Here is a 22,619-nt window from a genome sequence, read left to right as displayed (position 1 = left end):
CATGAAGCGCAGATTTACGCCTCTGCCATCTCACGAGGCTGTATGGTTTCCATAATCATCTTGCCTTCAGTTTGAATGGCTTTTCGCAGTTCGTAGGCCATTTGCAGGTTGAGCCAGAACTCTGGCGTCGTCCCGAAGTAACGCGACAACCGCAGCGCCGTGTCTGGTGTTATGCCGCGCTTTTCACGGACGATGTCATTGACTCGAGCAGGAGTGAGCCGCAGGGCACCAGCGAGCGCATTCGAGGACATTGCCAGTGGCGCCAAATACTCTTCACGCAAAATCTCTCCGGGATGGATCGGACGCATTCCGTTGATAAACATTGCACCTCCATGTGCTGCTGCATTGTTAGTGATAATCGACAATTTCCACATCTACCGGACCATCGTCGGTCCAGACAAAACATATTCGCCACTGCTTGTTGATCCTGATGCTGTATTGCCCGAGCCTGTTACCTGACAAAGCCTCGAGCATATTGCCTGGTGGTGATCGAAGATCACGCAACTCAGTTGCGGCATTGAGCATGGTCAGCTTCCGCTCAGCGGCTGCCAGGAAATTAACAAAACGCGTTACCCGCCGTCCTTCAAACAGCGCCCTGGTGTCTGCACTAGCAAATGATCGAATCATTCTGAAAGATCGGAAACCACACGACGTCTAATTTTATATCGTTTACCGATAAACAGTAAACACCCGCGTGATTAAAACTGCGGCACGCTTTCGGCGGCATATAACACCAGCTTGTCTCAGACGAATACGAAATCGCGGATAATTGCCGCCATGCCTTCCCGCCCTACCTCCCCCTGCCCCTGCGGCGGCTCCTCGTTCGACAGCTGCTGCGGCCCTTTCCTGGCCGGCGCGGCCCTGCCGCCCACGGCCGAACACCTGATGCGCTCGCGCTATACCGCCTTCACGCTGGGCGACGAGGCGTACCTGCGCGCCACCTGGCACCCGAGCACGCGGCCGCAAGAGCCGATCGTCGACAACGAGCCCGTGCGCTGGCTTGGCCTGGAGATAAAAACTGCTTTACGTTTACGTCAACGTAAAGCAGAATTGCCGGACGTTCCAGGCGAACACGATCACCCGCGCGACGAAGACCACGTCGAATTCGTCGCCCGCTTCAAGGTGGGCGGGCGCGCGCACCGTCTCCACGAGCGCAGCCGCTTCGTGCGCGAAGCCGGCCCCGATGGCGCGCCACGCTGGTTTTACCTGGACGGCAGTTTCCCCGACAAGCAGTAAGCGCCGCCAGGCACGCAGGGCGGCGACAGACCAGAGGACGGCACATGCCCCAGATCGAAAGCAAACTGAACCCGCGCAGCGAGGACTTCAAGGCCAATGCCACCGCCATGCAGGCCGTGGTGGACGACTTGCGTGCGCGCGTGGCGCAACTGGCGCAGGGCGGCGGCGCCGAGGCCAGTGCGCGTCACCTCGCGCGCGGCAAGCTGCTGCCGCGCGAGCGTGTCGAACATCTGCTCGATCCGGGTACGCCCTTCCTCGAATTCTCGCAACTGGCCGCCTATGAGATGTATGACGGCGCCGCGCCCAGCGCCGGCATCATCACCGGCATTGGCCGCGTTTCCGGCCACGAATGCGTGATCGTCTGCAATGACGCCACCGTCAAGGGCGGCACCTATTACCCGATGACGGTCAAGAAGCACCTGCGCGCGCAGGAGATCGCCGAGCAGAACAACCTGCCCTGCATCTATCTGGTCGACTCGGGCGGCGCCAACCTGCCGAACCAGGACGACGTGTTCCCCGACCGCGACCACTTCGGCCGCATCTTCTACAACCAGGCGAACCTGTCGGCCAAGGGTGTCCCGCAGATCGCCGTGGTGATGGGCTCGTGCACCGCGGGCGGCGCGTACGTGCCGGCGATGAGCGACGAGTCGATCATCGTCAAGGACCAGGGCACGATTTTCCTCGGCGGCCCGCCGCTGGTGAAAGCGGCGACCGGTGAAGTCGTCAGCGCCGAAGACCTGGGCGGCGGCGACGTGCACACGCGCCTGTCGGGCGTGGCCGACCACCTGGCGCAGAACGATCCGCATGCGCTGTCGCTGGCGCGCACGATCGTGTCGAACCTGAACCGCGTCAAGCCGCAGCAGGGCGAACGGCGCGCGAGCGTCGAGCCGCACTATCCGGCGTCGGAACTGTACGGCGTCATCCCGGTCGATACGCGCAAACCGTTCGACGTGCGCGAAGTGATCGCGCGCGTGGTCGACGGCAGCGTGTTCGACGAATTCAAGGCGCGCTACGGCACGACGCTGGTGTGCGGCTTCGCCCATATCCACGGCATGAAGGTCGGCATCATCGCCAACAACGGCATCCTGTTTTCCGAGTCGGCGCTGAAGGGCGCGCACTTCATCGAGCTGTGCTGCCAGCGCAAGATTCCGCTCGTGTTCTTGCAGAACATCACCGGCTTCATGGTCGGGCGCAAATACGAAAACGAAGGCATCGCGCGCAACGGCGCCAAGATGGTCACGGCCGTGGCCACGGCGGCGGTGCCGAAGTTCACCGTCATCATCGGCGGCTCGTTCGGCGCCGGCAACTACGGCATGTGCGGCCGCGCGTTCTCGCCGCGCTTCCTGTGGATGTGGCCCAATGCGCGCATCTCGGTGATGGGCGGCGACCAGGCCGCATCGGTGCTGGCCACCGTCAAACGCGACGGCATCGAAGGCCGCGGCGGCCAGTGGTCGCCCGAAGAAGAAGCCGCATTCAAGCAGCCGATCCGCGACCAGTACGAGCACCAGGGCCACCCGTATTACGCGTCGGCGCGCCTGTGGGACGATGGCGTGATCGACCCGGCCGACACCCGCACGGTGCTGGGCCTGGGCTTGTCGGCCGCCATGAACCAGCCGATTGGCGACACGACGTTCGGCGTGTTCCGCATGTAAGGGGATGACCATGACCTATGACACCCTGCTTGTGACCGTCGCCGACAAGGTCGCCACCGTTACCCTGAACCGCCCCGACCTGCGCAATGCCTTCAACGAAGGGGCGATTGCCGAACTGGCGCGCGTGTTCGATGAACTCGGCCGCCACGACACCGTGCGCGCGATCGTCCTGGCCGCCAACGGCCCGTCGTTCTGCGCCGGTGCAGACCTGAACTGGATGAAGAAGATGGCCGGCTACTCGCATGACGAGAACCATGCCGATGCCATGCGCCTGGCCGACATGCTGCGCACGATCTACCTGTGCCCCAAGCCAGTGGTCGCGCGCGTGCAGGGCGATTGCTACGCCGGCGGCATGGGCCTGGTGGCCGCCTGCGACATCGTCGTCGCGAGCGACACGGCCGGTTTTTGCTTGTCCGAAGTGAAGCTCGGGCTGATTCCGGCTACCATCTCGCCTTACGTGATCAAGGCGATGGGCGAACAGGCGGCGCGCCGCTACTTTATAACGGCCGAGCGCTTCGACGCGGCCGAGGCGCAGCGCATCGGTGTTGCGCACACCGTCGTGGCGCCGGAAGCGCTCGACGCGACCGTCGCCGGGATCGTCAAGGCACTCGTGAACAACAGCCCGCACGCCGTCCGGCAGGCCAAGACGCTCGTGCGCGAGATCGTCGGCCAGCCGGTCGACGATGCGCTGCTGCGCGACACGGCCGGGCGCATCGCCGCGATCCGCGCATCGACCGAAGGCCGCGAAGGCGTGGCCTCGTTCCTTGAAAAGCGCAAGCCGACATGGATTAACTAGTATTGGAACTTTATCGTGAAGCAGCAAACCACCTCCTCCGACTGGATCGCGCGCAGCCTGCGCAGCGTCTGGCATCCCTGCACGCAAATGCAGCATCACGAAGAGGTGCCGCTGATCGCGGTCAGCCATGGCAAGGGGCCGTGGCTGTACGACTATGACGGCAAGCGTTACCTGGACGGCATCAGCTCGTGGTGGGTCAACCTGTTTGGCCATGCCAACCCGCGCATCAATGCTGCGCTGAAGGACCAGCTGGACAAGCTCGAACACGCGATGCTGGCCGGCTTCACGCACGCGCCGGTGGTCGAGCTGGCCGAACGGCTGGCGGCGCTCACCGGCCACGCGCTGGGCCACGCCACGTTCGCGTCCGATGGCGCATCGGCCGTGGAAATCGCGATGAAGATGAGCTTTCACGCGTGGCGCAATGCCGACCAGTCGGCCAAGCAGGAATTCGTCTGCCTGCAGGGCAGCTACCACGGCGAGACGATCGGCGCGCTGTCGGTCACCGACGTGCCGCTGTTCAAGGACGCCTACGGCCCGCTGCTGCGCGCATCGCACGTGGTGAGCGCGCCCGATGCCCGCAGCGCCTTCGAGGGAGAGACGGCGCAGGACGTCGCGCGCCGCGCGATCCTCGAAGTGAAAGCGCTGTTCGAAGAACGGGGCGACAGGATCGCCGCCATCATCGTCGAGCCGCTGGTGCAGTGCGCCACCGGCATGGCGATGTACGACCCGCTGTATCTCAAGCTCCTGCGCGACCTGTGCGACCAGCACCGCGTGCACCTGATCGCCGACGAAATCGCGGTCGGCTGTGGGCGCACCGGCACCTTCTTCGCCTGCGAGCAGGCCGGCATCTGGCCGGACTTCCTGTGCCTGTCGAAAGGCATCAGCGGTGGCTACCTGCCGCTCTCGCTCGTGCTCACGCGCGACGATATCTACCAGGCCTTCTACAGCACCGACATCACGCGCGGCTTTCTGCATTCGCACTCTTACACCGGCAATCCGCTGGCCTGCCGCGCGGCGCTGGCCACGCTCGACATCTTTGAAGAAGACGATGTGTTGAACCGCAACCGCGAGCTGGCCACCAGGATGACGGTGGCGCTGGCGCCGCTGGCCGACCATCCGCGCACGCGCCACTTCCGCCAGCGCGGCATGATCTTCGCGTTCGACGCGATCGAACCGGATACCGATCTTGCCTCCACCTTTGCGCGCCGCTTTTTTTCGACGGCCGCCGAGAACGAACTGCTGCTGCGCCCCATCGGCCGCACCGTGTACCTGATGCCGCCGTACGTGCTGGACGAAGAAGAAGTCGCGGGCCTGGCGGCGCGCACGATCAAGACGTTCGAATCCGTCATTGCGGGGTGATGGGATGGACTTGATCGCCACCATCGACCGCCAGCTGGACACGCTGGCCGCGCGCAGCCTCACGCGCCGCCGCCGCATCACCGATGGCGCCTGCGCGCCGCGCCAGGCGGTCGACGGGCGCGACCTGCTGGCTTTTTGCAGCAACGATTACCTGGGCCTGGCCGCGCACCCGCGCGTGATCGAGGCGCTGCGCGAAGGTGCGCAGCTGTACGGCGCCGGCAGCGGCGCCTCGCACCTGGTGTCGGGCCACAGCCGCGCACATCATCTGCTCGAAGAAACGCTGGCCGCGTGGATGGCGCCGCACCTCGAGCAGGCGCGCGCGCTGACGCTGTGCACCGGCTACATGGCCAACCTCGCGATCCTCAGCGCCCTCGGTGTCGATGCCGATGCGATGATCTTTTCCGAGGCGCTGAACCATGCGTCGCTGATCGACGGCGCCCGGCTCGCGAAAGCGGGCGTCACGGTCTACCCGCATGGCGACGTCGAGACGCTGACGCAACTGCTGGCCGCCAGCAGCGCCAGCACGAAGATCGTCGTCACCGACAGCGTGTTCAGCATGGATGGCGACCTGGCGCCGCTGCCGGCGCTGCTGGCCGCATGCGAGCGCCACGGCGCCTGGCTGGTGGTCGACGATGCCCACGGCTTCGGCGTGCTGGGCCAGAACGGACGCGGCGCACTGGAACATTTCGGCCTGCGCTCGAACAACCTCATCTACATGGGCACGCTGGGCAAGGCCGCCGGTGTCGGCGGCGCCTTCGTTGCCGCGCACGCCAGCGTGATCGAGTTGCTCATCCAGCGCGCGCGCCCGTATATCTACACGACGGCCTGCCCGCCGGCGCTTGCACACGCCTTGCTCGCCAGCCTTGCTATCATGGGCGGTGACGAGGGCGCCGAACGGCGTGCACATCTGGCACGACTGGTCGGGCAGCTGCGCGGTTCGCTGCGGCTGGAACGCTGGCAACTGGCAGCATCGACCACCCCGATCCAGCCCGTCATCATCGGCAGCAACGACGCTGCGCTGCACGCCGCCAGCCGCCTGCATGACCAGGGCTTGTGGGTGCCAGCGATCCGCCCGCCAACCGTGGCGCCCGGCACCGCGCGCCTGCGCGTGACCTTGTCCGCCGCCCATGCCCCGGATGACGTGGCACGGCTGGCGCAGGCGCTCAACGAACTGGAAAAGGCCGCACCATGAACAATCTGAATGAAACCGATGCACCGGTCATCGTGCAACCCGCACTGGACCCCGAGGTCGACCTCACCGAACTCGACGAGCCGGTGTTGGAGCCTGAACTCGAACTGCGCGCCGACGATCTGCCAATGCGCTTTGCGTGCTTCGTCACCGGCACCGATACCGAGATCGGCAAGACGCTGATTTCGGCCGCCATCCTGCACAAGCTCGTGGCCACGGGCCAGCGCGCCTGCGGCATGAAGCCGGTCGCGGCCGGCGCTGAAGAGAAGGACGGCGCGCTGCACAACGACGACGCCGACCAGCTGATCGCCGCCGGCAACGTGCACCTGCCGGCATCGCTGACCACGCCCTACCTGCTGCGCGAACCGGCCGCGCCCCACATCGCCGCCGCCCTTGAGGGCGTGACGATCGAGCTGGTGCCGATCCTGGCCGCCTTTGCCGAGGTCCAAGCCGCGTCCGACGCGGTCGTGGTCGAAGGCGTGGGGGGCTTCCGCGTGCCCTTCAACGACGACTTCGACAGCGCCGACCTGGCCGCACAACTGAACCTGCCCGTGATCCTCGTCGTCGGCGTGCGCCTGGGCTGCATCAGCCATGCGCTGCTGACGGTCGAAGCGATCGTGGCGCGCGGCCTGGTGCTGGCCGGCTGGGTCGCCAACACGGTCGACACGGACATGCGCTTTGCGCAAGAGAACATCGAGGCGCTGGCACAGCGTATCCCGGCGCCGCTGCTGGGCCGCGTGCCACGCCTGAACGAACCGACGGCTGCTGCGGCAGCCGAATTTATCGACCTCGCCGGACTGCCAGGCTGGCCGTCCACGCGGGTCTAGTTTTTGAAGGAACCGAAATGACCAATATGAACACTGTCGCCCTGCACCGTCCAACGGCAGCCATCAAGCCGCCAGAGAATGCGACCTGGCCGCTGGCCGACGTGCTGGCGCTGTTCGACCTGCCGTTCACGGAGTTGATGCATCGCGCGTCGACCGCGCACCGCCTGAACTTCCCGGACGGCGACGTCGAACTGGCGACCCTCCTGTCGATCAAGACCGGCGGCTGCGAAGAAGACTGCGGCTACTGCCCGCAGGCGGCGCGCTACGACACGGGCGTCGAAGCCAAGAAGCTGCTCGACATCGACACCGTGCTCGACGCGGCGCGCGCGGCCAAGGCCAGCGGCGCCACGCGCTTCTGCATGGGCGCGGCGTGGCGCAGCCCGAAAGAGCGCGACATGGACAAGGTCGAGACGATGGTGCGTGAAGTGAAAGCACTGGGCATGGAAACCTGCGCCACGCTGGGCATGCTCGAAGCCGGCCAGGCCGAGCAGCTCAAGCGCGCTGGCCTGGACTACTACAACCACAATATCGACACGGCGCCGGACTTCTACAACAACGTCATTTCGACCCGCGAATACCAGGACCGCCTGGACACGCTGGGCCGCGTGCGCGAAGCGGGCCTGAAAGTCTGCTGCGGCGGCATCGTCGGCATGGGCGAAACGCGCGAGCAGCGCGCCGGCCTGATCGCGCAACTGGCGAACCTGAACCCGTATCCCGAATCGGTGCCGGTCAACCACCTGGTGCAGGTGGCTGGCACGCCGCTGCACGGCATGGACAAGCTCGACCCGATCGAATTCGTGCGCACCATCGCGGTCGCGCGCATCACGATGCCGCAGGCGCGCGTGCGCCTGTCGGCGGGCCGCCGCGAAATGGGCGAAGCGGTGCAGGCGATGTGCTTCATGGCCGGCGCCAACTCGATCTTCTACGGCGACAAGCTGCTGACTACCGAGAACCCTGAGGCCGATGACGACCGCGTGCTGCTGGAAAAGCTCGGCCTGAAGACCCGCGCGGCGACGCTGGACTCGGCGCCGAAAGAGGCCTGCGGCTGCTAAGGCCGTACTAAGCGCAGTACTAAACGCCGTACTAAGCGCAGTATCCGCGCGGCCGGGGAGACACGGCCGCGCAAGCACCACCCGAACAACCATAAGCGAAAGATAACGCGCATGTTCACCAAACTCCTCATCGCCAATCGTGGCGAGATCGCCTGCCGTGTCGCCGCTACTGCGCGCCGCATGGGTATTCGCACCGTCGCCGTGTATTCCGAGGCCGACGCCGGCGCCAAGCACGTCGCGGTCTGCGATGAGGCCATCCTGATCGGCCCCGCCGCTGCCCGCGACAGTTATCTGCGCGGCCAGAAAATCATCGAGGTCGCCAAGGCCACCGGCGCGCAGGCGGTCCACCCCGGCTATGGCTTCCTGTCCGAAAACGCCGAGTTCGCCGACGCCGTCCACGCCGCCGGCCTCGTGTTCGTGGGCCCGCCTGCAGCATCGATGCGCGCGATGGGTTCCAAGTCCGCCGCCAAGCAGCTGATGGAAAGCGCCAACGTGCCGCTGGTGCCGGGCTACCACGGCGACGCGCAGGATCCCGCTTTTCTGCGCGAGCAGGCCGACCGCATCGGCTACCCGGTGCTGCTCAAGGCCAGTGCCGGCGGCGGCGGCAAGGGCATGCGCGTGGTCGAGCGTTCCGAAGACTTCGAGGGCGCGCTGGCCTCGTGCAAGCGCGAAGCGATTTCCAGTTTCGGCGACGACAAGGTGCTGGTCGAGAAGTACCTGATCCGCCCGCGCCACATCGAGATCCAGGTGTTTGCCGACAGCCTGGGCAACTGCGTCTACCTGCACGAGCGCGATTGCTCGGTGCAGCGCCGGCACCAGAAGGTGCTGGAAGAAGCGCCCGCTCCCGGCATGCCGCCGGAGCGCCGCGCCGCGATGGGCGAGGCCGCCGTGAACGCTGCGCGCGCGGTCGGCTATGTCGGTGCCGGTACCGTCGAATTCATCGCCAACCAGGACGGCTCGTTCTACTTCATGGAGATGAACACGCGCCTGCAGGTCGAGCATCCGGTGACCGAAATGATCACCGGGACCGACCTGGTGGAGTGGCAGTTGCGCGTCGCCTTTGGCGAAGCGCTGCCGAAACAGCAGCATGAACTGGGCATCCACGGCCACGCGATCGAAGCGCGCGTGTACGCCGAAAATCCCGAGAAGGGTTTCCTGCCGTCGATCGGCACCTTGCGCCATATGGACGTGCCGCGCGCGGTCGCGTTCGAGCTGGGCAGCGACGGCGCCAATCCGGCCGCCGTGCGCGTCGATTCCGGCGTGCGCGAAGGCGATGCGATTTCGCCGTTCTACGATCCGATGATCGCCAAGCTGATCGTCTGGGGCGCGGACCGCACCCAGGCGCTCGCGCGCATGTCGCAGGCGCTGAGCGAGTTCCGCATCGTCGGGCTGGCCACCAATATCGCGTTCCTGAAACGCCTGGTCGAGGGCGAGGCGTTTGCCACGGCCGACCTGGACACGGGCCTGATCGAGCGCCATGGCGCGACGCTGTTCCCGCCTGCCACGCCGGCGCCGCTGGGCGCACTTGCCCTTGCCGTGTTCGCGCTGCGCGAGAACGCCGCCAACGCGGCCAACGATGCCGATCCGTGGAGCCAGGCCAGCGGCTGGCGCATGAACGGCGACTACCGCCGCGTGCTGTCATGGTCCGACGAATTCGGCGCCTGCCGCGTTGGCCTGACCTACCGCCGTGACGGGCTCGAGATCGACCTCGACGGCCAGGCGCAGCGCGTGGAACGCGTCGGTGGCACTGGCGACGATCTGGCGCTGCGCCTGGGCGAGACGGCCGTCCAGGGCGTCGTGCGCCGCGACGGCGACGTGTTCCATGTATTTACCGGCGGTCAGCATTTCACGCTGACGTACAATGATCCGATGGCCCACGCCGGCGAAGTCGAAACGCTCGGCGGTCGCCTGACGGCGCCGATGCCGGGCAAGGTGGTGGCGGTGCTGGTCCAGGCCGGTGCCACCGTGGTGAAGGGCGAACCGCTCGTCATCATGGAAGCGATGAAGATGGAGCACACGATTGCTGCGCCGGGTGATGGCGTGGTCGAGGACGTGCTGTACGAGGTCGGCGACCAGGTTGCCGATGGCGCGCCGCTGCTGGCCTTCAAGGCGGCGTAAGCAACACCCATAAAAACCACCCTACACGATGAGGGGGAGACATGCGTATTGTCCTGTACCGGGGCGATGGCGTCAGCGAGCCTTGGGAACACGCGTTTGCCAGCGTGCTGCCCGGGATCGAGACCGTCATCTGGAAAGAAGGCGAGCAACTGGCGCACTGCGATTACGCAGTGCTGTGGAACCCGGCCCCCGCGCTACTGGCCCAGCTGGGGAGCGTCAAGGCGATCTTCCTGATGGGCGCCGGCGTCGACGCGCTGCTCAAGTTTGGCGACGCCTTGCCCGACGTGCCGCTGGTACGCCTGGGCGACGCCGGCATGGGCGTGCAGATGGCCGAGTATGTGGCGCATGCGGTGCTGCGGTACTTCCGCCGCTTCGATGAATATGAACAGCAGGCCAGGCACGGCGCGTGGAATCCGCTGCCCCAGCATCCAAAGGAATCGTTCACGATCGGCGTCATGGGCCTGGGCCGGCTGGGCATGCCGGTGGTCGAGGCGATGCGCCATTTCGGCTTTCCCGTGCGCGGCTGGAGCCGCAGCCCGAAAGACATCCCGGGCGTGCCAACCTATGCCGGCATGGCGCAATTCGGCGACTTCTTGCACGGCACGCGCGTGCTGGTCTGCCTGCTGCCGCTGACGCCAGAGACCACCAACCTGCTCGACCGCCACAACCTGGGCAAGCTGGCGCCTGGCGCGTACCTGATCAACGTCTCGCGCGGCGCGATCCTGGCCGAGCCGGATCTGATGACGCTGATCCGCTCCGGGCACATCGCCGGCGCCACGCTCGACGTGTTCCGCCACGAGCCGCTGCCGGCCCAGCACCCGTTCTGGAACGAGCCGCGCATCGCCCTCACCCCGCATATTTCGGCGCTCACCATGCGCCAGGACGCCGTGCGCCAGATCGTCGCCAAGATCGACGCCCTGGAACGCGGCCAACCGGTCGATGACCTCGTCGACCGCCAACGTGGATATTAAGAAATGACACCCCTGCCAACCAAGGTCAAGATTGTCGAAGTCGGCCCCCGCGACGGCCTGCAAAACGAAAAAGAAGCGCTCGGCGCCGACGTGAAAATCGAACTGGTCGAGCGCCTGGCGCGCGCCGGTTTCGTCAATGTCGAGGCGGCGGCGTTCGTCTCGCCCAAATGGGTGCCACAGATGGCAACCTCCGCCGAGGTGCTGGCGCGCATCGAACGCCGGCCCGGCACGATCTACTCGGCGCTGGTGCCGAACATGCAGGGCTTCGAGGCCGCGCTGGCCGGCAAGGCCGACGAGGTCGTGGTATTCGGCGCAGCGTCCGAAGCGTTTTCGCAAAAGAACATCAACTGCTCGATTGCCGAGTCGATCGCGCGCTTCGAACCGGTCGCGCGCGCTGCCAGGGAACACGGCCTGCGCCTGCGCGGCTCGATCAGCACGGCGTTCGGCTGCCCGTACCAGGGCGCCGTGTTGCTCGATGCCGTGGGCGACGTCGTGGCGCGCATGCGCGACCTGGGCTGTGACGAGATCGATATCGCCGACACGATTGGCGTGGCGACCGCGCGCCAGACGCAGGCCGTGATGCTGCGCGCGGCGCAGGCATTCCCGATGGGCCAGCTGGCTGGCCACTTCCACGACACGTATGGCCAGGCGCTGGCGAATATTTATGCGGCGCTGGAAGTAGGCGTGGCGATTTTCCACTCATCAGTGGCGGGCCTGGGCGGCTGCCCATATGCCAAGGGCGCGACCGGCAATGTGGCAACCGAAGACGTGCTGTACCTGATGCAGGGGCTGGGAATTGAAACGGGCGTGGATCTCGACCAGGTAGTCGATGCCGGGCTGTTCATATCAAAGCAACTGGGCCGCAAGAGCATCAGCCGAGCCGGCAATGCGCTGGCGGCCAAACGGGCCGGGTGACCTGCAGGCCCCCGGTGTGCCGGGGGCTGTTTCAAGGAAAACGGCCGCACAACGAAAAAAGCCGACAACTCACGTTGTCGGCTTTTCTCTTAATGCTGGTCGGAGTACAAGGATTCGAACCTTGGACCCCCTGGTCCCAAACCAGGTGCGCTACCGGGCTGCGCTACACTCCGAAGAAGCAAGATAATACCGGCTTGCCGTCACTTGGTCAAGGATTTCGCGTCAAAATCCTTACTCACCCCGGATCTGCAGCGCCCGCTCATACAAGGCATTCTTCTTGCGCCCCGTGATCTGCGCCGCCAGATTGGCCGCCTGCTTGACGCTGCATTCCGTCAACAGGATCTGCAGCACGCGCTCGGCCTCGATGTCTTCGGCATCGCTGGCTTCCACCGCCCCCTCGACCAGCACGACGAACTCGCCCTTCTCGCGGTGCGCGTCCGCCTTGACCCAGGCCAGCGCCTCGCCCAGCGTGCAGCGGTGGATTTCCTCGAACATCTTGCTCAGTTCGCGCGCAAACACGACCTGACGGGTCGGCTCGAACGCGGCCACCAATGCTTCAACGCAATCGACGATCCGGTGCGGCGCCTCGTAGAACACAAGCGTCGAGGTTTCGCGCGTCAGTGGCGCCAGCGCCGTCTCGCGGCCCTTGGCCTTGGCCGGCAGAAAGCCGACAAAGTGGAAGCGATCATTGACCAGGCCGCTGGCCGACAGCGCCGTGATCGCCGCCGACGGGCCTGGCAACGGCACCACGTTCAGGCCGGCAGCGCACACGGCGTCAACGATGCGCGCGCCCGGATCGGACACGCCCGGCGTACCGGCGTCGGACACCAGCGCCACCCGCTGACCGGCGCGCAGGCGCTCGACGATTTTATCGGCCACCTCGCGCTCATTGTGCTGGTGCGCCGCGATCGTGCTCTTGGAGAGACCAAAGCGTTGCAATAACGCGCCAGTCTTGCGCGTGTCTTCACAGGCGACGACGTCGGCCAGGGCGAGCAGGTGTAAAGCACGCAGGGTGATGTCGGTGACGTTGCCAATCGGAGTAGCCACGACATACAGCGTTGCGGTAGGATAGGACTGCTGGGCCGCCTCGCCCATGACGGGAAGTCGGGCGATGTCGATGGTCTGCTGTTCTGTCATATAGGGTTCCGATGCTGAAGAAAAAAAATCTCACGGGCTTGATTGCCGCCTCTTTTACGACCTTGCTGGCCGCGTGCGGCAGTACGCCCCTGCCACCCGATACCGGTTGTGGCGTGCCAGGCGGATTGTGCGGCCCAGGCGCGTCAGTGACAAGCCCTGCGCCAATCGCACCTGCTTATACACCACCTGCGCCGCGTTCCGATAGCGGTGTCCAGACCAGTCCGGTCGAATTGCCGCCGAGCGCCGACGGCAGCACGCCAAGTGCAGCGGCGGCGCCAGGTGGCCCGACCCTCCGCGTCGCGCTGCTGCTACCCCTCGAATCGCAGGCGCTGGCCCAGCCGGCCGAAGCGGTGCGCGCCGGCTTCATGGCCGCGTACGACCAGCAGCGCGGCAACGTCACCGTCAACCTCGTGCCCACCGGCGACTCGTCGCAAGCCGCGCTCGACGCCTACCGCATGGCGGCCGCAGAGAACGACATCGTGGTCGGCCCGCTCGCGCGCCCTGCCGTCGCGGCTCTGGCCACGAGCGGCGCCGTCACCAAGCCGACCATCGCGCTGAACCACCCGCAGGTCGCATCCGCGCTGCCGTCCAAGATGCTCGTCATCGGCTTTTCGCTCGAAGACGAAGCGCGCCAGGTGGCCGACTGGGCTGCGGGCGAGCAGCCGTCCGGCCAGGCGCTGGTGCTGACCGGGCGCGCCACCTGGCAGCAGCGCCTGTCGGGCGCCTTCAGCGCGCGCTGGTCCGAACTGGGCCGCACCCAGACCACGGTCGAGCTGCCCAATGCCGGCGGCTACGTCGACGGCAATGCGCTGGCCGACCTGCGCGCGCGCCTGCAATCGCAGCCGCCGCAACTGGTCTATGCGGCGCTCGACGCCAATAGCCTGCGCCAGGTGCGCAGCGCGCTCGGCACCTCGACGCCCACCTATGGCACGGCCTCGGTCAACCCGGGCCGTGACCCGGCCAGCATCCCGGCCGAACTGGTCGGCGTACGCATCCTCGACCTGCCGTGGACCGTGCAGGCCGATCACCCGGCCGTGGCAAGTTACCCGAGCTGGAGCAGCGGCGGCCAGGGCCTTGACCTGCAGCGCCTGTACGCGCTGGGCATCGACGCCTACCGCATCGCGCGCGAACTGTCGCTGCGCCCGTCCGGCGCATTCGAGCTCGACGGCGCCACGGGCCGCCTGTCGATCGACATGGGGCAAGGCGCGCGCGCGTTCCGCCGCGTCGAAACCGGCGTGGTCGTGCGGGATGCGATGCCTGGTGCCGATGGCGCCGCCGTGACCGGCCGCGTGTTCGAAGCGGTCTCCACCGGCCAGTAATATGTGGCCCGGGCGCCTGTCCCAACGGCAGGCCCAGGGCCACCAGTATGAACTTGCCGCCAGCGCCTACCTGCGCCGCCGCAGGCTGGTGCCGGTGGACGAAAACTTTCGCTGCAAGGGCGGCGAAATCGACCTGATCATGCGCGACGGCGCCACGCTCGTATTCGTCGAGGTACGCCAGCGCGCCAGCAGCAGACAAGGCGGCGCCGCAGCCAGTATCACGCCGGCCAAGATCCGGCGCCTGGTCTGCGCGGCCCAGGTGTACCTGCTGCGCTTTCCCGTCACCCCGCCCTGCCGCTTCGACGTCATCGCCATCGATGGCGAACACATCGAGTGGCTGCAGAACGTGATTGAAGTGTAAGCAATTTTTACCGACCTTGCCCAGTGCCCCTTGCTACTACACTATAATCCTCGGCTATGAATACACAACGCATCCTCGCTCACTTCCAGGAGAGCGCTGACCTGAAGATGAGGTCGGCTGCAACCCTGGCTCCCCACATTTCGCAGGCGGTCGAACTCATGTTCGGCGCCCTGTCCAATGGCAACAAGATCCTGGCCTGCGGTAACGGTGGTTCGGCCGCCGACTGCCAGCACTTTGCTGCCGAGCTGGTCGGGCGCTTCGAACGCGAGCGCTTCCCGCTCCCGGCCATCGCGCTGACCACCGACACGTCGATCCTGACCGCCGTCGGCAACGACTACAGCTTCCGCGAAATCTATTCCAAGCAGGTGCAGGCCTTCGGCCAGGCCGGCGACATCCTGCTGGCCATTTCCACTTCGGGCAACTCGGGCAATGTGCTCGCGGCGGTCGAAGCGGCGCTCGAGCGCGAAATGCGCATCGTGGCGTTTACAGGCAAGGACGGCGGCCAGTTGGCCAAGCTGCTGACCGACGCCGACGTCCACGTCAACGTCCCGCATTCGCGCACCGCGCGGATCCAGGAAGTTCACCTGTGCGCCATTCACTGCATCTGCGACGGCATCGACGTCGCGCTGTTCGGAGGAGACGAGAATGCGTAATACCCGCCGTTTCACGGCCGTGCTGTTGACGAAAGTCGTTCTGGGTTCGGCCCTGCTGGCTTCGCTGTCGGGCTGCTTCGGCCTGATCGTCGGCGCCGGCATCGGCGGCGCCGTCTCGGCGGTCGACCGCCGCACGCTGGGCGCACAGACCGAAGACAAATCGGTCACGGTCAAGGCCGAGATCAAGATGCGCGAAGTCACGAATGGCGACGGCAACATCAATGTCACGAGCTTCAACCGCAAGGTGCTGCTCACCGGCGAAGTCCGCGACGAGGCCATGAAGGCCGCGGCCGAGCGCGAAGTGCGCAAGATCGAAAACGTCGTGTCGGTTATCAACGAACTGAAGATTTCGGGTTCGTCGAGCTACACGTCGCGCTCGAACGATGCGCTCATCACCACCAAGGTCAAGGCCAGCCTGGTCGACATGAAAACCGTGTCGGCGATCTCGTTCAAGGTCACGACCGAACGCGGCGTGGTCTACCTGATGGGTCTTGTGACCCCGCGCGAAGGCAATATCGCCGCCGATGTCGCCAAGGGCGTCTCGGGTGTGACGCGCGTGGTAAAGATCTTCGAATACATCAGCGAAGAAGACGCACGCGCCAAGCAGACCAACGCGCAGAACGCACCGCAGGGTTCCTGAATCCCGGGTGCATCCGCACCATGCAAAAAAGCGGCAGGGCTATAATGGCCCTGCCGCTTTTTTTATTCGATCGCCGAACATGACCGCATCCACACCCTCCCGCTCCTGGATCAAGCCTGCCGCCATCGGCGCCGTCGTGCTGGCGCTGGCCGGTATCGGCTACGCCTCGCTGGCCAGCAGCACGCCGGCCCCGGACGTCACGTTCATCAGCATCGCCGGCGACAAGGTGTCGACGCAGTCGCTGCGCGGCAAAGTCGTGATGGTCAACTTCTGGGCCACGTCGTGCGTCACCTGCGTCAAGGAGATGCCCGACATGGTCGCGACCTACAACAAGTACAAGGGCCAGGGCCTGGAATTCGTCGCCGTCGCGATGCAGTACGACCGGCCCGACTACGTGCTCAATTTCGCCGAGCAGCGCAAGCTGCCATTTACCGTGGCGCTCGATTCCGCGGGCGATATCGCGCGCCAGTTCGGCGACGTCACGCTCACGCCCACCACCTTCCTGATCGACAAACAGGGCCGCATCATCAAGACCTATGTCGGCGCGCCGGACTTCGGCGCGGTGCACAAGCTGATCGAGAAAGAGCTGGCCGGCTGATTCTGGTTACGCTTTTGGATACAGGATCATCTGCGTGCAACGGAACAGCGCGATGGTCTTGCCGCTGGCCTTGTCCGTGACGGTGGCGTCCCAGATCTGCGTCGTGCGGCCCAGGTGCACGGCGGTGGCGACGCAGGCGATGGTGCCTTCGCGCGCGGTGCCCAGGTGGTTCGATTTCAATTCGATCGTCGTGAAGTTCTGCGCGCCTTCCGGCAGGTTGCTGATGCAGCCGTAGCCGGCGCAGGTATCGGCCAGTGTGACGACGCTGCCGGCGTGCAGGTAGCCGTTCGGCGCCAGCAGGTGCGGCGCGACGGGCATTTCGGCGGCCAGCTTGCCGGGGCTGACTTCAAGAATCCGGATGCCCAGGTGGCCGGGCAGGTAGGTTGCGCCGAAGGTGTTGAAGGCGTCGGGAGTGTGCGGGGTGCTCATGGGGTTGTCTCGGTGTTTTTATGAAAGCGGCATCGTACACCGAGACCATGCTTGGCGTCAGCGGCGCCGGCCTTCATGGTGCTTGCCACCCTTGCCGCCACTTTTTCCACCATGCCGCTGCCGGGCCGCCGCGTTCTGCTGCTGCAGCAGCGCATCGACGCGCTCGGACGCTTCGCGCGCCAGCTCCTGCGCCAGCGCGATGCTCGGGAAGTAGTCCGGCGCCCGGTACCCCAGCCACGCATAGGCCGAATACACGCGGCACTGGTCCTCGACCTCTTGCAGGTTCATGTAAAACAGCTGCTGCGGATTGCTGTGCCCATGCAGCTTGACGACGATCTTCTTGGCCAGCGACAAGCACCAGTGCTCCCACGCCTTCTGCAGCGCCGGCACGCGGCTCGAGATCGGCACCAGGGAGAGCATGAACTTGTCGGCCACGGACAGCGGCAGCGTGTCGAGCCACTCGGCGCGCTCGTTCTGGTCTTCGGTGATGCGGGGGTAGAAGAAGCCGTCCGGCACGTCGATATTGTGGACAAACCGCTTGAGCAGCTTGACCAGCGACGTTTCCCCGGTCACCGACGAAATGCGGTGCAGCTGCTCGAGCGACGGCGCCACGGCAAAGCCGCTCGTTGCCACCGCCGGGATTTTTTCCTTCATCAGCGAGCGCATGACCTGGTGCGTCTCGTCGTCGTAACCGACGACGAAGCCTTCTTCGTGCACGCCGTAGCGCCCTGCCCGGCCCGCGATCTGCTTGGCCAGCGCAGCGGAGATTTCTTCTTCCTCGACGCCGTTGTACTTGACCGTGGTCGTCATCACGATGCGCGCGATCGGCATGTTCAGCCCCATCGCCAGCGCATCGGTGCCAACGACGATATCGGCCTGCCCGTCGCGGAAGCGCTCGGCCTGCGCGCGGCGCACTTCGGGCGACAGGTTGCCGTAGACGGTGGCCACCGACAGCCCCTTGTCGGTGATCATGTCGCGCCACTTGAGCACCTCACGGCGCGAGAACGCGATCACGGCGTCGCCGCGGCGCAGGTTCGACAGCTTGCGCACGGCCATCGGTTCCATCTCCAGAGGCCCCATCCGCTTGAGCACGTGCACCTCGAGCGGCACATCGAGCCGCTGGGCCAGCGCCTCGATCGCACGGCGCGCTTCGGGCGCGCCGACCAGGTACACGACCGCCGCCGGCGCGCCGCACACGGCAGCGGTCCAGGCGGCGCCGCGGTCGCGGTCGGCCAGCATCTGGATCTCATCGATCACGGCCACGTCGATCGGCGTTTTGGTGTCGAGCATTTCGACGGTGCTGGCGACGTGCGTCGCGCCCTCCACCAGGCGCCGTTCCTCGCCCGTGATCAGGCTGACCTTGATCGCCTCACCGTGCGGGCGCGCCGCCTGCAGGCGCTCGTAGTTTTCCAGCGCCAGCAGGCGCAGCGGCGCCAGATAGACGCCGCTGGGCGCCTTGGCCAGCGCTTCCATCGCGCGGTGCGTCTTGCCCGAGTTGGTGGGGCCCAAGAGCGCAATGAACTTGCGGCCCATGCGGCTGGCGACGTCGAACGAGCGCGGGTACTCGGCCAGGTTGATGCTTTCCTTGGTGCGCGCCGCGTGGCGCTCTTCGGCGTCGCGCTCGATCGCGTGGGTCAGGCGCTGCGAAATCCGCTGGAACACATACTCGGCCGGCTCGGACGTCTGCAGTTCGTCCAGCACATCGAGAAACAGCATCGGATCGTAGCCGGCGTCGTCGGCGTCGCCCGCCAGGTCGCGCACGAATTCCTCGGCGTCTTGGTGCAGGCGCGCGAGGTCGGCGTCACCGGTGCGCTCTTCGATCAGCGCGCGCCGCCCGGCCGCGTCCAGCTTGCGCCACTTGCTCGGCTTGGCCAGCACGCCGCGCGACGGCACCAGGCGGTACGGCACCTGCAAGCCTTCGTAGCGCACCACGCCCGAGAAGCGCAGGAACACGCGGCCTTCCAGTTTGACCAGTTCGATGCCGCGCGCGGCCAGGTCAAGTGCGCGTTCGAGCGCGGCGTCGTCTTCGGGAATATCGGCGGGGGTGTCGTTCGGGAGAATGCTCATGGCTGGCTGCGCAAAAATCGGTTGCCGCTACTATATCGCGGATGCGAATCGCGCACGGCCACCGGCCAGTTTCCTGTCGCGCTACCAGCCCTTCTCGCGTTACAGCACCGCCGTGTAGATGGTCTTGCCCGCCAGGCCCATCATGAACAACCCGAATCCCCGGCGCAACACCAATGTCGGCAATGCCGCCGCCGCCCACACGCCGAACCTGGACGCCACCACCGCACACACGCTCATCACCAGCAGCGCATGCAGGTCGATATAGCCCCAGCGCCAGTCGTGCGGTGCGCCGGCAGTCACGCCGAAGCCGATCATCGCGCCCAGCGAGATGGGCAGGATGACGCCGGTGGCGGTGCCGATCGCACGGCGAATCGGTAATCCGACGTGGGTCAGGAAGAACGTGATGACCGAAGCGCCCCCCATTCCCGCCAACGAATACGCCACGCCTGACAATACGCCGGCAGCCACCCGGAAGCGCACGAAGGCCACCGACACTGTCCCGTCATGCTCGCGCTGGATCAGCAGCTTGAACCCGAAATAGGCCAGCATCAGCGCCAGGCCAAGCGCAAGCCAGACGCCCGGTATGCGCGTTGCCACCAGGGCGCCTGACGTCGCCCCCAGGCCTGCGGGAATGCACAGTTTTTTCAGCCAGACAAAATCGACATTGCCACGCTCGCAATGACTCAGAAATGATGCCATGCCGGTGAATGCCATGGTGGCGAGCGAGGTACCGAATGCGAGGCGAATTGCCTCGTTATTTTCCATGCCGCCACTTTGATACAGATACATCAGCACTGGAATGACAATCGCGCCACCACCAATACCGAATATCCCCGCCATAAAACCTGCGGCAACGCCCGCTGCGATCAGATTGAATAACATGAGCACTTTTCATTTGAACGAACGGGTTGAATTTGACTGAGCGCGGGTGCCGTCCGCAACCACAGTTGCGCTCATACACCGATGTTGAGACATCAGGCGTGCAGGTCGGTCGCGATGCCGCCACAGGTGCAATGCGCGGCGGGGGATATCGGCATGGGTTTTCTCGATAGTCGCAGCCATGGCGTCGGGTCAATTTGACCAGTTTGGGAATAGCTTTCCAAAATTTCTCGCATTGACAGGAAATGTCAAGGCATACATAAGATGCGCACAATCTTGTTATTTCGGCATGAATCACACGCGCGACAGTATCACGCGGAGCCAATTCTTGATGTCCCTAATAATGAAGTAAGCCTTTAGCGAGAATCGTCAACGTCGAATATTTTTCGTTTTCGTTGAGCATGCGCTGGAACAAAACCACATTAGCATCGCGCTAAACATTATTCAATTTATCCGGCATAACATTCCCATTGAGGGAATAATATTCACTGAGCATAATGCTTGAAATTTACGGAAGTTATATTCGGTGATAATCAGTATTATAATGATGACCGCTATTTTATGGGTCGACGTGATTCCTTGTACTAAATCAGTGTGATGAAAATATTTACGAGCAAAAACAAGAACTATCTCTGAGTTTTGGAAGAAGAAAGCTCAGGCAGTAGATGAATACAACGATACCGGCTACCGAAAAGCAAGCGCTGCGGAATTTCTACTGCGTGGCTGGTGGTGCTAAAGACAAGGCATCTGAAGGGCACCTCGAACAACCTGTTGTGCGCTGGATTTTCGGTTTGTGAGGAACGCCCTAAGCCCGCACGACTACGCTTCTCGCCCGACACTGCTGATGCTCGGAACGGTTTTTCCAGGTGCCCCGAAGAAGCAACCGGTCTGGCAAACGATGCGGTCCGGGATTTGAGGGCTGCATGCCGCCGAATTGCTGCGACGGTATTTCAGCCCGCGCAGCCTCCCGTGCACCAGCCTTGCAGTTTCTGATCCACCCGGTCGATTGACTATGGACGTCTGCAAAGACCAGGGTGATATCCCGGCCAAGGTCCTACCATCGCAAGTCCGTGCCCACCGCCGCCCGGAGCTATGCCAGCATTGGTCACAGCAGCAGCAGTATTGGGATCTATTCCCACGAATAGATTAGTAACAAATACCCAACCGGGAGGACACTGATTCGTCGGCTGCACTATTAATTTTGTGCCCTTGACAAGCTCAACAATACTGCTGCTGTGACTAGCCGTTTGAGTTTGATTTGCGACGACGCTAGTTTGAAGCGCCGAAACAGTCGTTTTCAATTTAAATAATTCAGCCGTTAAGCTGACCATTGTGTCCACAACATTCCCATCCTTATCATATTGCTTCCAGGGGATAGTTAGCGTTTCTGGGCCGACCGTGTTAAAAACTTTCACATATCCCGGCTTGGCCCGATCCTTTCTACTGCAATGAAGCGTCGCGGACTCGCCTGCAGTGAGCGTGATTCCATCACCTTCACTTCCACTCCAGAGGCAATCAATACCCTGAGATTCCGAATGCCGCAACTGCGCGGTAGCTTTCGGCACCCCTGGCTTAAAGTGTGCAGAAATATCGAACTCGTCTGGAAGCATCGATGCGGCATTGACTTTAAATTGCAAGCTATCCCTTGCACTTATGCATGCTTGATATGCATCAAATGCACCAGGTGCGATCGTATCAACGTACTGTCGATAAGCGTTTTGGCTAACTGATGAGCGGTTTGTCGCTGAGCATACCTTGCTGGCAATCGTTTCGACTGATGCATTTTCCTGGCCAAAAGATGCAGAAAAAAATTTATAACTTGCTCCGAAATTTTTATCCGAGCTTGTGCTTGCGCCTCTACTGTATGCGCTGCAAAAATTCGCAGCTTCCTGTCCGAATGCACTGCTGTCAGTTACGGTTACAGCCGCTGTTTTAGAGAAAACTATGATACTTTCGCACTCCTGCGCTCGCGCAGCGTTACATGCGAGCAAAAACAAATAAGCAAGAAACTTTTTCATTTGAGCTCCTATTTCTTAGCAACCGGAGAGTGGCGTGAACAAGCCATCCATTATATAAACATAATTTAATATTTTGGACTCCATGTGCAATGTGATATTTTTTGATTTAGCACAAGCTAAGGGACGGGAATAGCAAAGGCACTAAATTTCGGCGCAGGCAGATGTGCGCTCTAGCGCTGCGTTAGCTAAGTTTCGGCGTTTGTGTTAATTGAACAGGTTCTTGACAGCTAACTACTATCAAGCTGGGAAAGACGGTTGATGCCTAAACCCCCCCATGAAATTTGCTGAAGCTAAATTTGAATGTGCCAGATGCATTGCTCATGAGTCAAGATTCGCATCTTTTCAATGGCTAGGAAGCATTGAATTAAGAATAAAAAAGCCATCGACTTTTACCTCGATGGCT

At 63.9% G+C, this 22,619-nt stretch carries 22 protein-coding genes and 1 tRNA gene; 15 read left to right on the top strand and 8 right to left on the bottom strand.

Going from position 1 to position 22,619, the window contains the following annotated elements; translation table 11 throughout:
• Positions 1-14: 14 nt before the first annotated feature.
• Both AC56LV_RS14780 and AC56LV_RS14775 read right to left on the bottom strand, forming a co-directional pair.
• Positions 15-323, bottom strand: a complete 309-nt coding sequence (locus AC56LV_RS14780) for a HigA family addiction module antitoxin (RefSeq protein WP_499558693.1) — start codon at positions 321-323, stop codon at positions 15-17.
• 25 nt (positions 324-348) lie between these two features.
• Positions 349-627, bottom strand: a complete 279-nt coding sequence (locus tag AC56LV_RS14775; RefSeq protein WP_499558691.1) for a type II toxin-antitoxin system RelE/ParE family toxin — start codon at positions 625-627, stop codon at positions 349-351.
• 150 nt (positions 628-777) lie between these two features.
• On the opposite strand from AC56LV_RS14775, the gene AC56LV_RS14770 reads away from it, so the two are divergent.
• The 10 genes from AC56LV_RS14770 (at position 778) to AC56LV_RS14725 (ending at position 12,115) form a co-directional block, all read left to right on the top strand.
• The gene (locus tag AC56LV_RS14770) at positions 778-1,236 is read left to right on the top strand and encodes a YchJ family protein (protein WP_499558689.1); all 459 of its coding nucleotides are present in this window, start codon (positions 778-780) and stop codon (positions 1,234-1,236) included.
• 44 nt (positions 1,237-1,280) lie between these two features.
• Positions 1,281-2,888: a carboxyl transferase domain-containing protein gene (locus tag AC56LV_RS14765; protein WP_499558687.1), complete on the top strand. Its 1,608-nt coding sequence runs from the start codon at positions 1,281-1,283 to the stop codon at positions 2,886-2,888.
• A 10-nt stretch (positions 2,889-2,898) separates the two neighbouring features.
• Positions 2,899-3,684, top strand: a complete 786-nt coding sequence (locus AC56LV_RS14760) for an enoyl-CoA hydratase/isomerase family protein (RefSeq protein ID WP_499558685.1) — start codon at positions 2,899-2,901, stop codon at positions 3,682-3,684.
• 15 nt (positions 3,685-3,699) lie between these two features.
• The gene (gene bioA / locus AC56LV_RS14755) at positions 3,700-5,043 is read left to right on the top strand and encodes an adenosylmethionine--8-amino-7-oxononanoate transaminase (RefSeq protein ID WP_499558683.1); all 1,344 of its coding nucleotides are present in this window, start codon (positions 3,700-3,702) and stop codon (positions 5,041-5,043) included.
• A 4-nt stretch (positions 5,044-5,047) separates the two neighbouring features.
• Positions 5,048-6,235, top strand: coding sequence for an 8-amino-7-oxononanoate synthase (gene bioF, locus AC56LV_RS14750; RefSeq protein WP_499558681.1), 1,188 nt, complete (start codon positions 5,048-5,050; stop codon positions 6,233-6,235).
• Positions 6,232-7,059, top strand: coding sequence for a dethiobiotin synthase (gene bioD, locus AC56LV_RS14745; RefSeq protein WP_499558679.1), 828 nt, complete (start codon positions 6,232-6,234; stop codon positions 7,057-7,059). Before bioF ends, bioD begins: the two co-directional genes overlap by 4 nt.
• Before the next feature lie 26 nt (positions 7,060-7,085).
• A complete protein-coding gene (gene bioB / locus AC56LV_RS14740) occupies positions 7,086-8,111 on the top strand; it encodes a biotin synthase BioB (protein ID WP_258837398.1) in 1,026 nt (341 codons plus the stop codon).
• A gap of 111 nt (positions 8,112-8,222) precedes the next feature.
• A complete protein-coding gene (locus tag AC56LV_RS14735; protein WP_499558678.1) occupies positions 8,223-10,229 on the top strand; it encodes an acetyl/propionyl/methylcrotonyl-CoA carboxylase subunit alpha in 2,007 nt (668 codons plus the stop codon).
• A 41-nt stretch (positions 10,230-10,270) separates the two neighbouring features.
• A complete protein-coding gene (locus AC56LV_RS14730) occupies positions 10,271-11,200 on the top strand; it encodes a 2-hydroxyacid dehydrogenase (protein ID WP_499558676.1) in 930 nt (309 codons plus the stop codon).
• 3 nt (positions 11,201-11,203) lie between these two features.
• The gene (locus AC56LV_RS14725; RefSeq protein ID WP_499558674.1) at positions 11,204-12,115 is read left to right on the top strand and encodes a hydroxymethylglutaryl-CoA lyase; all 912 of its coding nucleotides are present in this window, start codon (positions 11,204-11,206) and stop codon (positions 12,113-12,115) included.
• Between the two features lie 96 nt (positions 12,116-12,211).
• Here the strand turns inward: AC56LV_RS14725 and AC56LV_RS14720 are convergent.
• Positions 12,212-12,288, bottom strand: a tRNA-Pro gene (locus AC56LV_RS14720).
• 58 nt (positions 12,289-12,346) lie between these two features.
• A complete protein-coding gene (gene rsmI / locus AC56LV_RS14715) occupies positions 12,347-13,252 on the bottom strand; it encodes a 16S rRNA (cytidine(1402)-2'-O)-methyltransferase (RefSeq protein ID WP_499558672.1) in 906 nt (301 codons plus the stop codon).
• 146 nt (positions 13,253-13,398) lie between these two features.
• On the opposite strand from rsmI, the gene AC56LV_RS14710 reads away from it, so the two are divergent.
• The 5 genes from AC56LV_RS14710 to AC56LV_RS14690 all read left to right on the top strand — a co-directional run bounded on the left by AC56LV_RS14710 (position 13,399) and on the right by AC56LV_RS14690 (position 16,823).
• A complete protein-coding gene (locus AC56LV_RS14710) occupies positions 13,399-14,571 on the top strand; it encodes a penicillin-binding protein activator (RefSeq protein ID WP_499558670.1) in 1,173 nt (390 codons plus the stop codon).
• 1 nt (position 14,572) lies between these two features.
• Positions 14,573-14,932, top strand: coding sequence for a YraN family protein (locus AC56LV_RS14705; RefSeq protein WP_499558668.1), 360 nt, complete (start codon positions 14,573-14,575; stop codon positions 14,930-14,932).
• 56 nt (positions 14,933-14,988) lie between these two features.
• On the top strand, positions 14,989-15,585 hold the full coding sequence (locus AC56LV_RS14700; protein WP_183555000.1) for a phosphoheptose isomerase: 597 nt from the start codon (positions 14,989-14,991) through the stop codon (positions 15,583-15,585).
• Positions 15,578-16,225, top strand: a complete 648-nt coding sequence (locus AC56LV_RS14695; RefSeq protein WP_499558666.1) for a BON domain-containing protein — start codon at positions 15,578-15,580, stop codon at positions 16,223-16,225. The genes AC56LV_RS14700 and AC56LV_RS14695 overlap by 8 nt, the downstream gene beginning before the upstream one ends.
• A gap of 79 nt (positions 16,226-16,304) precedes the next feature.
• Positions 16,305-16,823, top strand: coding sequence for a TlpA disulfide reductase family protein (locus AC56LV_RS14690; RefSeq protein WP_499456080.1), 519 nt, complete (start codon positions 16,305-16,307; stop codon positions 16,821-16,823).
• A gap of 6 nt (positions 16,824-16,829) precedes the next feature.
• Here the strand turns inward: AC56LV_RS14690 and AC56LV_RS14685 are convergent, their stop codons facing one another.
• The 4 genes from AC56LV_RS14685 to AC56LV_RS14670 all read right to left on the bottom strand — a co-directional run bounded on the left by AC56LV_RS14685 (position 16,830) and on the right by AC56LV_RS14670 (position 22,216).
• Positions 16,830-17,252 carry a PaaI family thioesterase gene (locus AC56LV_RS14685; protein WP_499558664.1) on the bottom strand — a complete coding sequence of 141 codons (423 nt, stop codon included), beginning with the start codon at positions 17,250-17,252 and terminating at the stop codon, positions 16,830-16,832.
• A gap of 57 nt (positions 17,253-17,309) precedes the next feature.
• On the bottom strand, positions 17,310-19,319 hold the full coding sequence (locus AC56LV_RS14680; RefSeq protein WP_499558662.1) for a helicase-related protein: 2,010 nt from the start codon (positions 19,317-19,319) through the stop codon (positions 17,310-17,312).
• A gap of 99 nt (positions 19,320-19,418) precedes the next feature.
• Positions 19,419-20,201, bottom strand: a complete 783-nt coding sequence (locus AC56LV_RS14675) for a sulfite exporter TauE/SafE family protein (RefSeq protein ID WP_499558660.1) — start codon at positions 20,199-20,201, stop codon at positions 19,419-19,421.
• A 1,007-nt stretch (positions 20,202-21,208) separates the two neighbouring features.
• A complete protein-coding gene (locus AC56LV_RS14670) occupies positions 21,209-22,216 on the bottom strand; it encodes a hypothetical protein (protein WP_499558658.1) in 1,008 nt (335 codons plus the stop codon).
• Positions 22,217-22,619 lie beyond the last annotated feature (403 nt).

It is taken from the genome of Telluria sp. RB2R28 (genome assembly GCF_059685835.1).
Note: the sequence above shows the minus strand (reverse complement) of the source record. Positions and strands in the feature narration are given on the sequence as shown.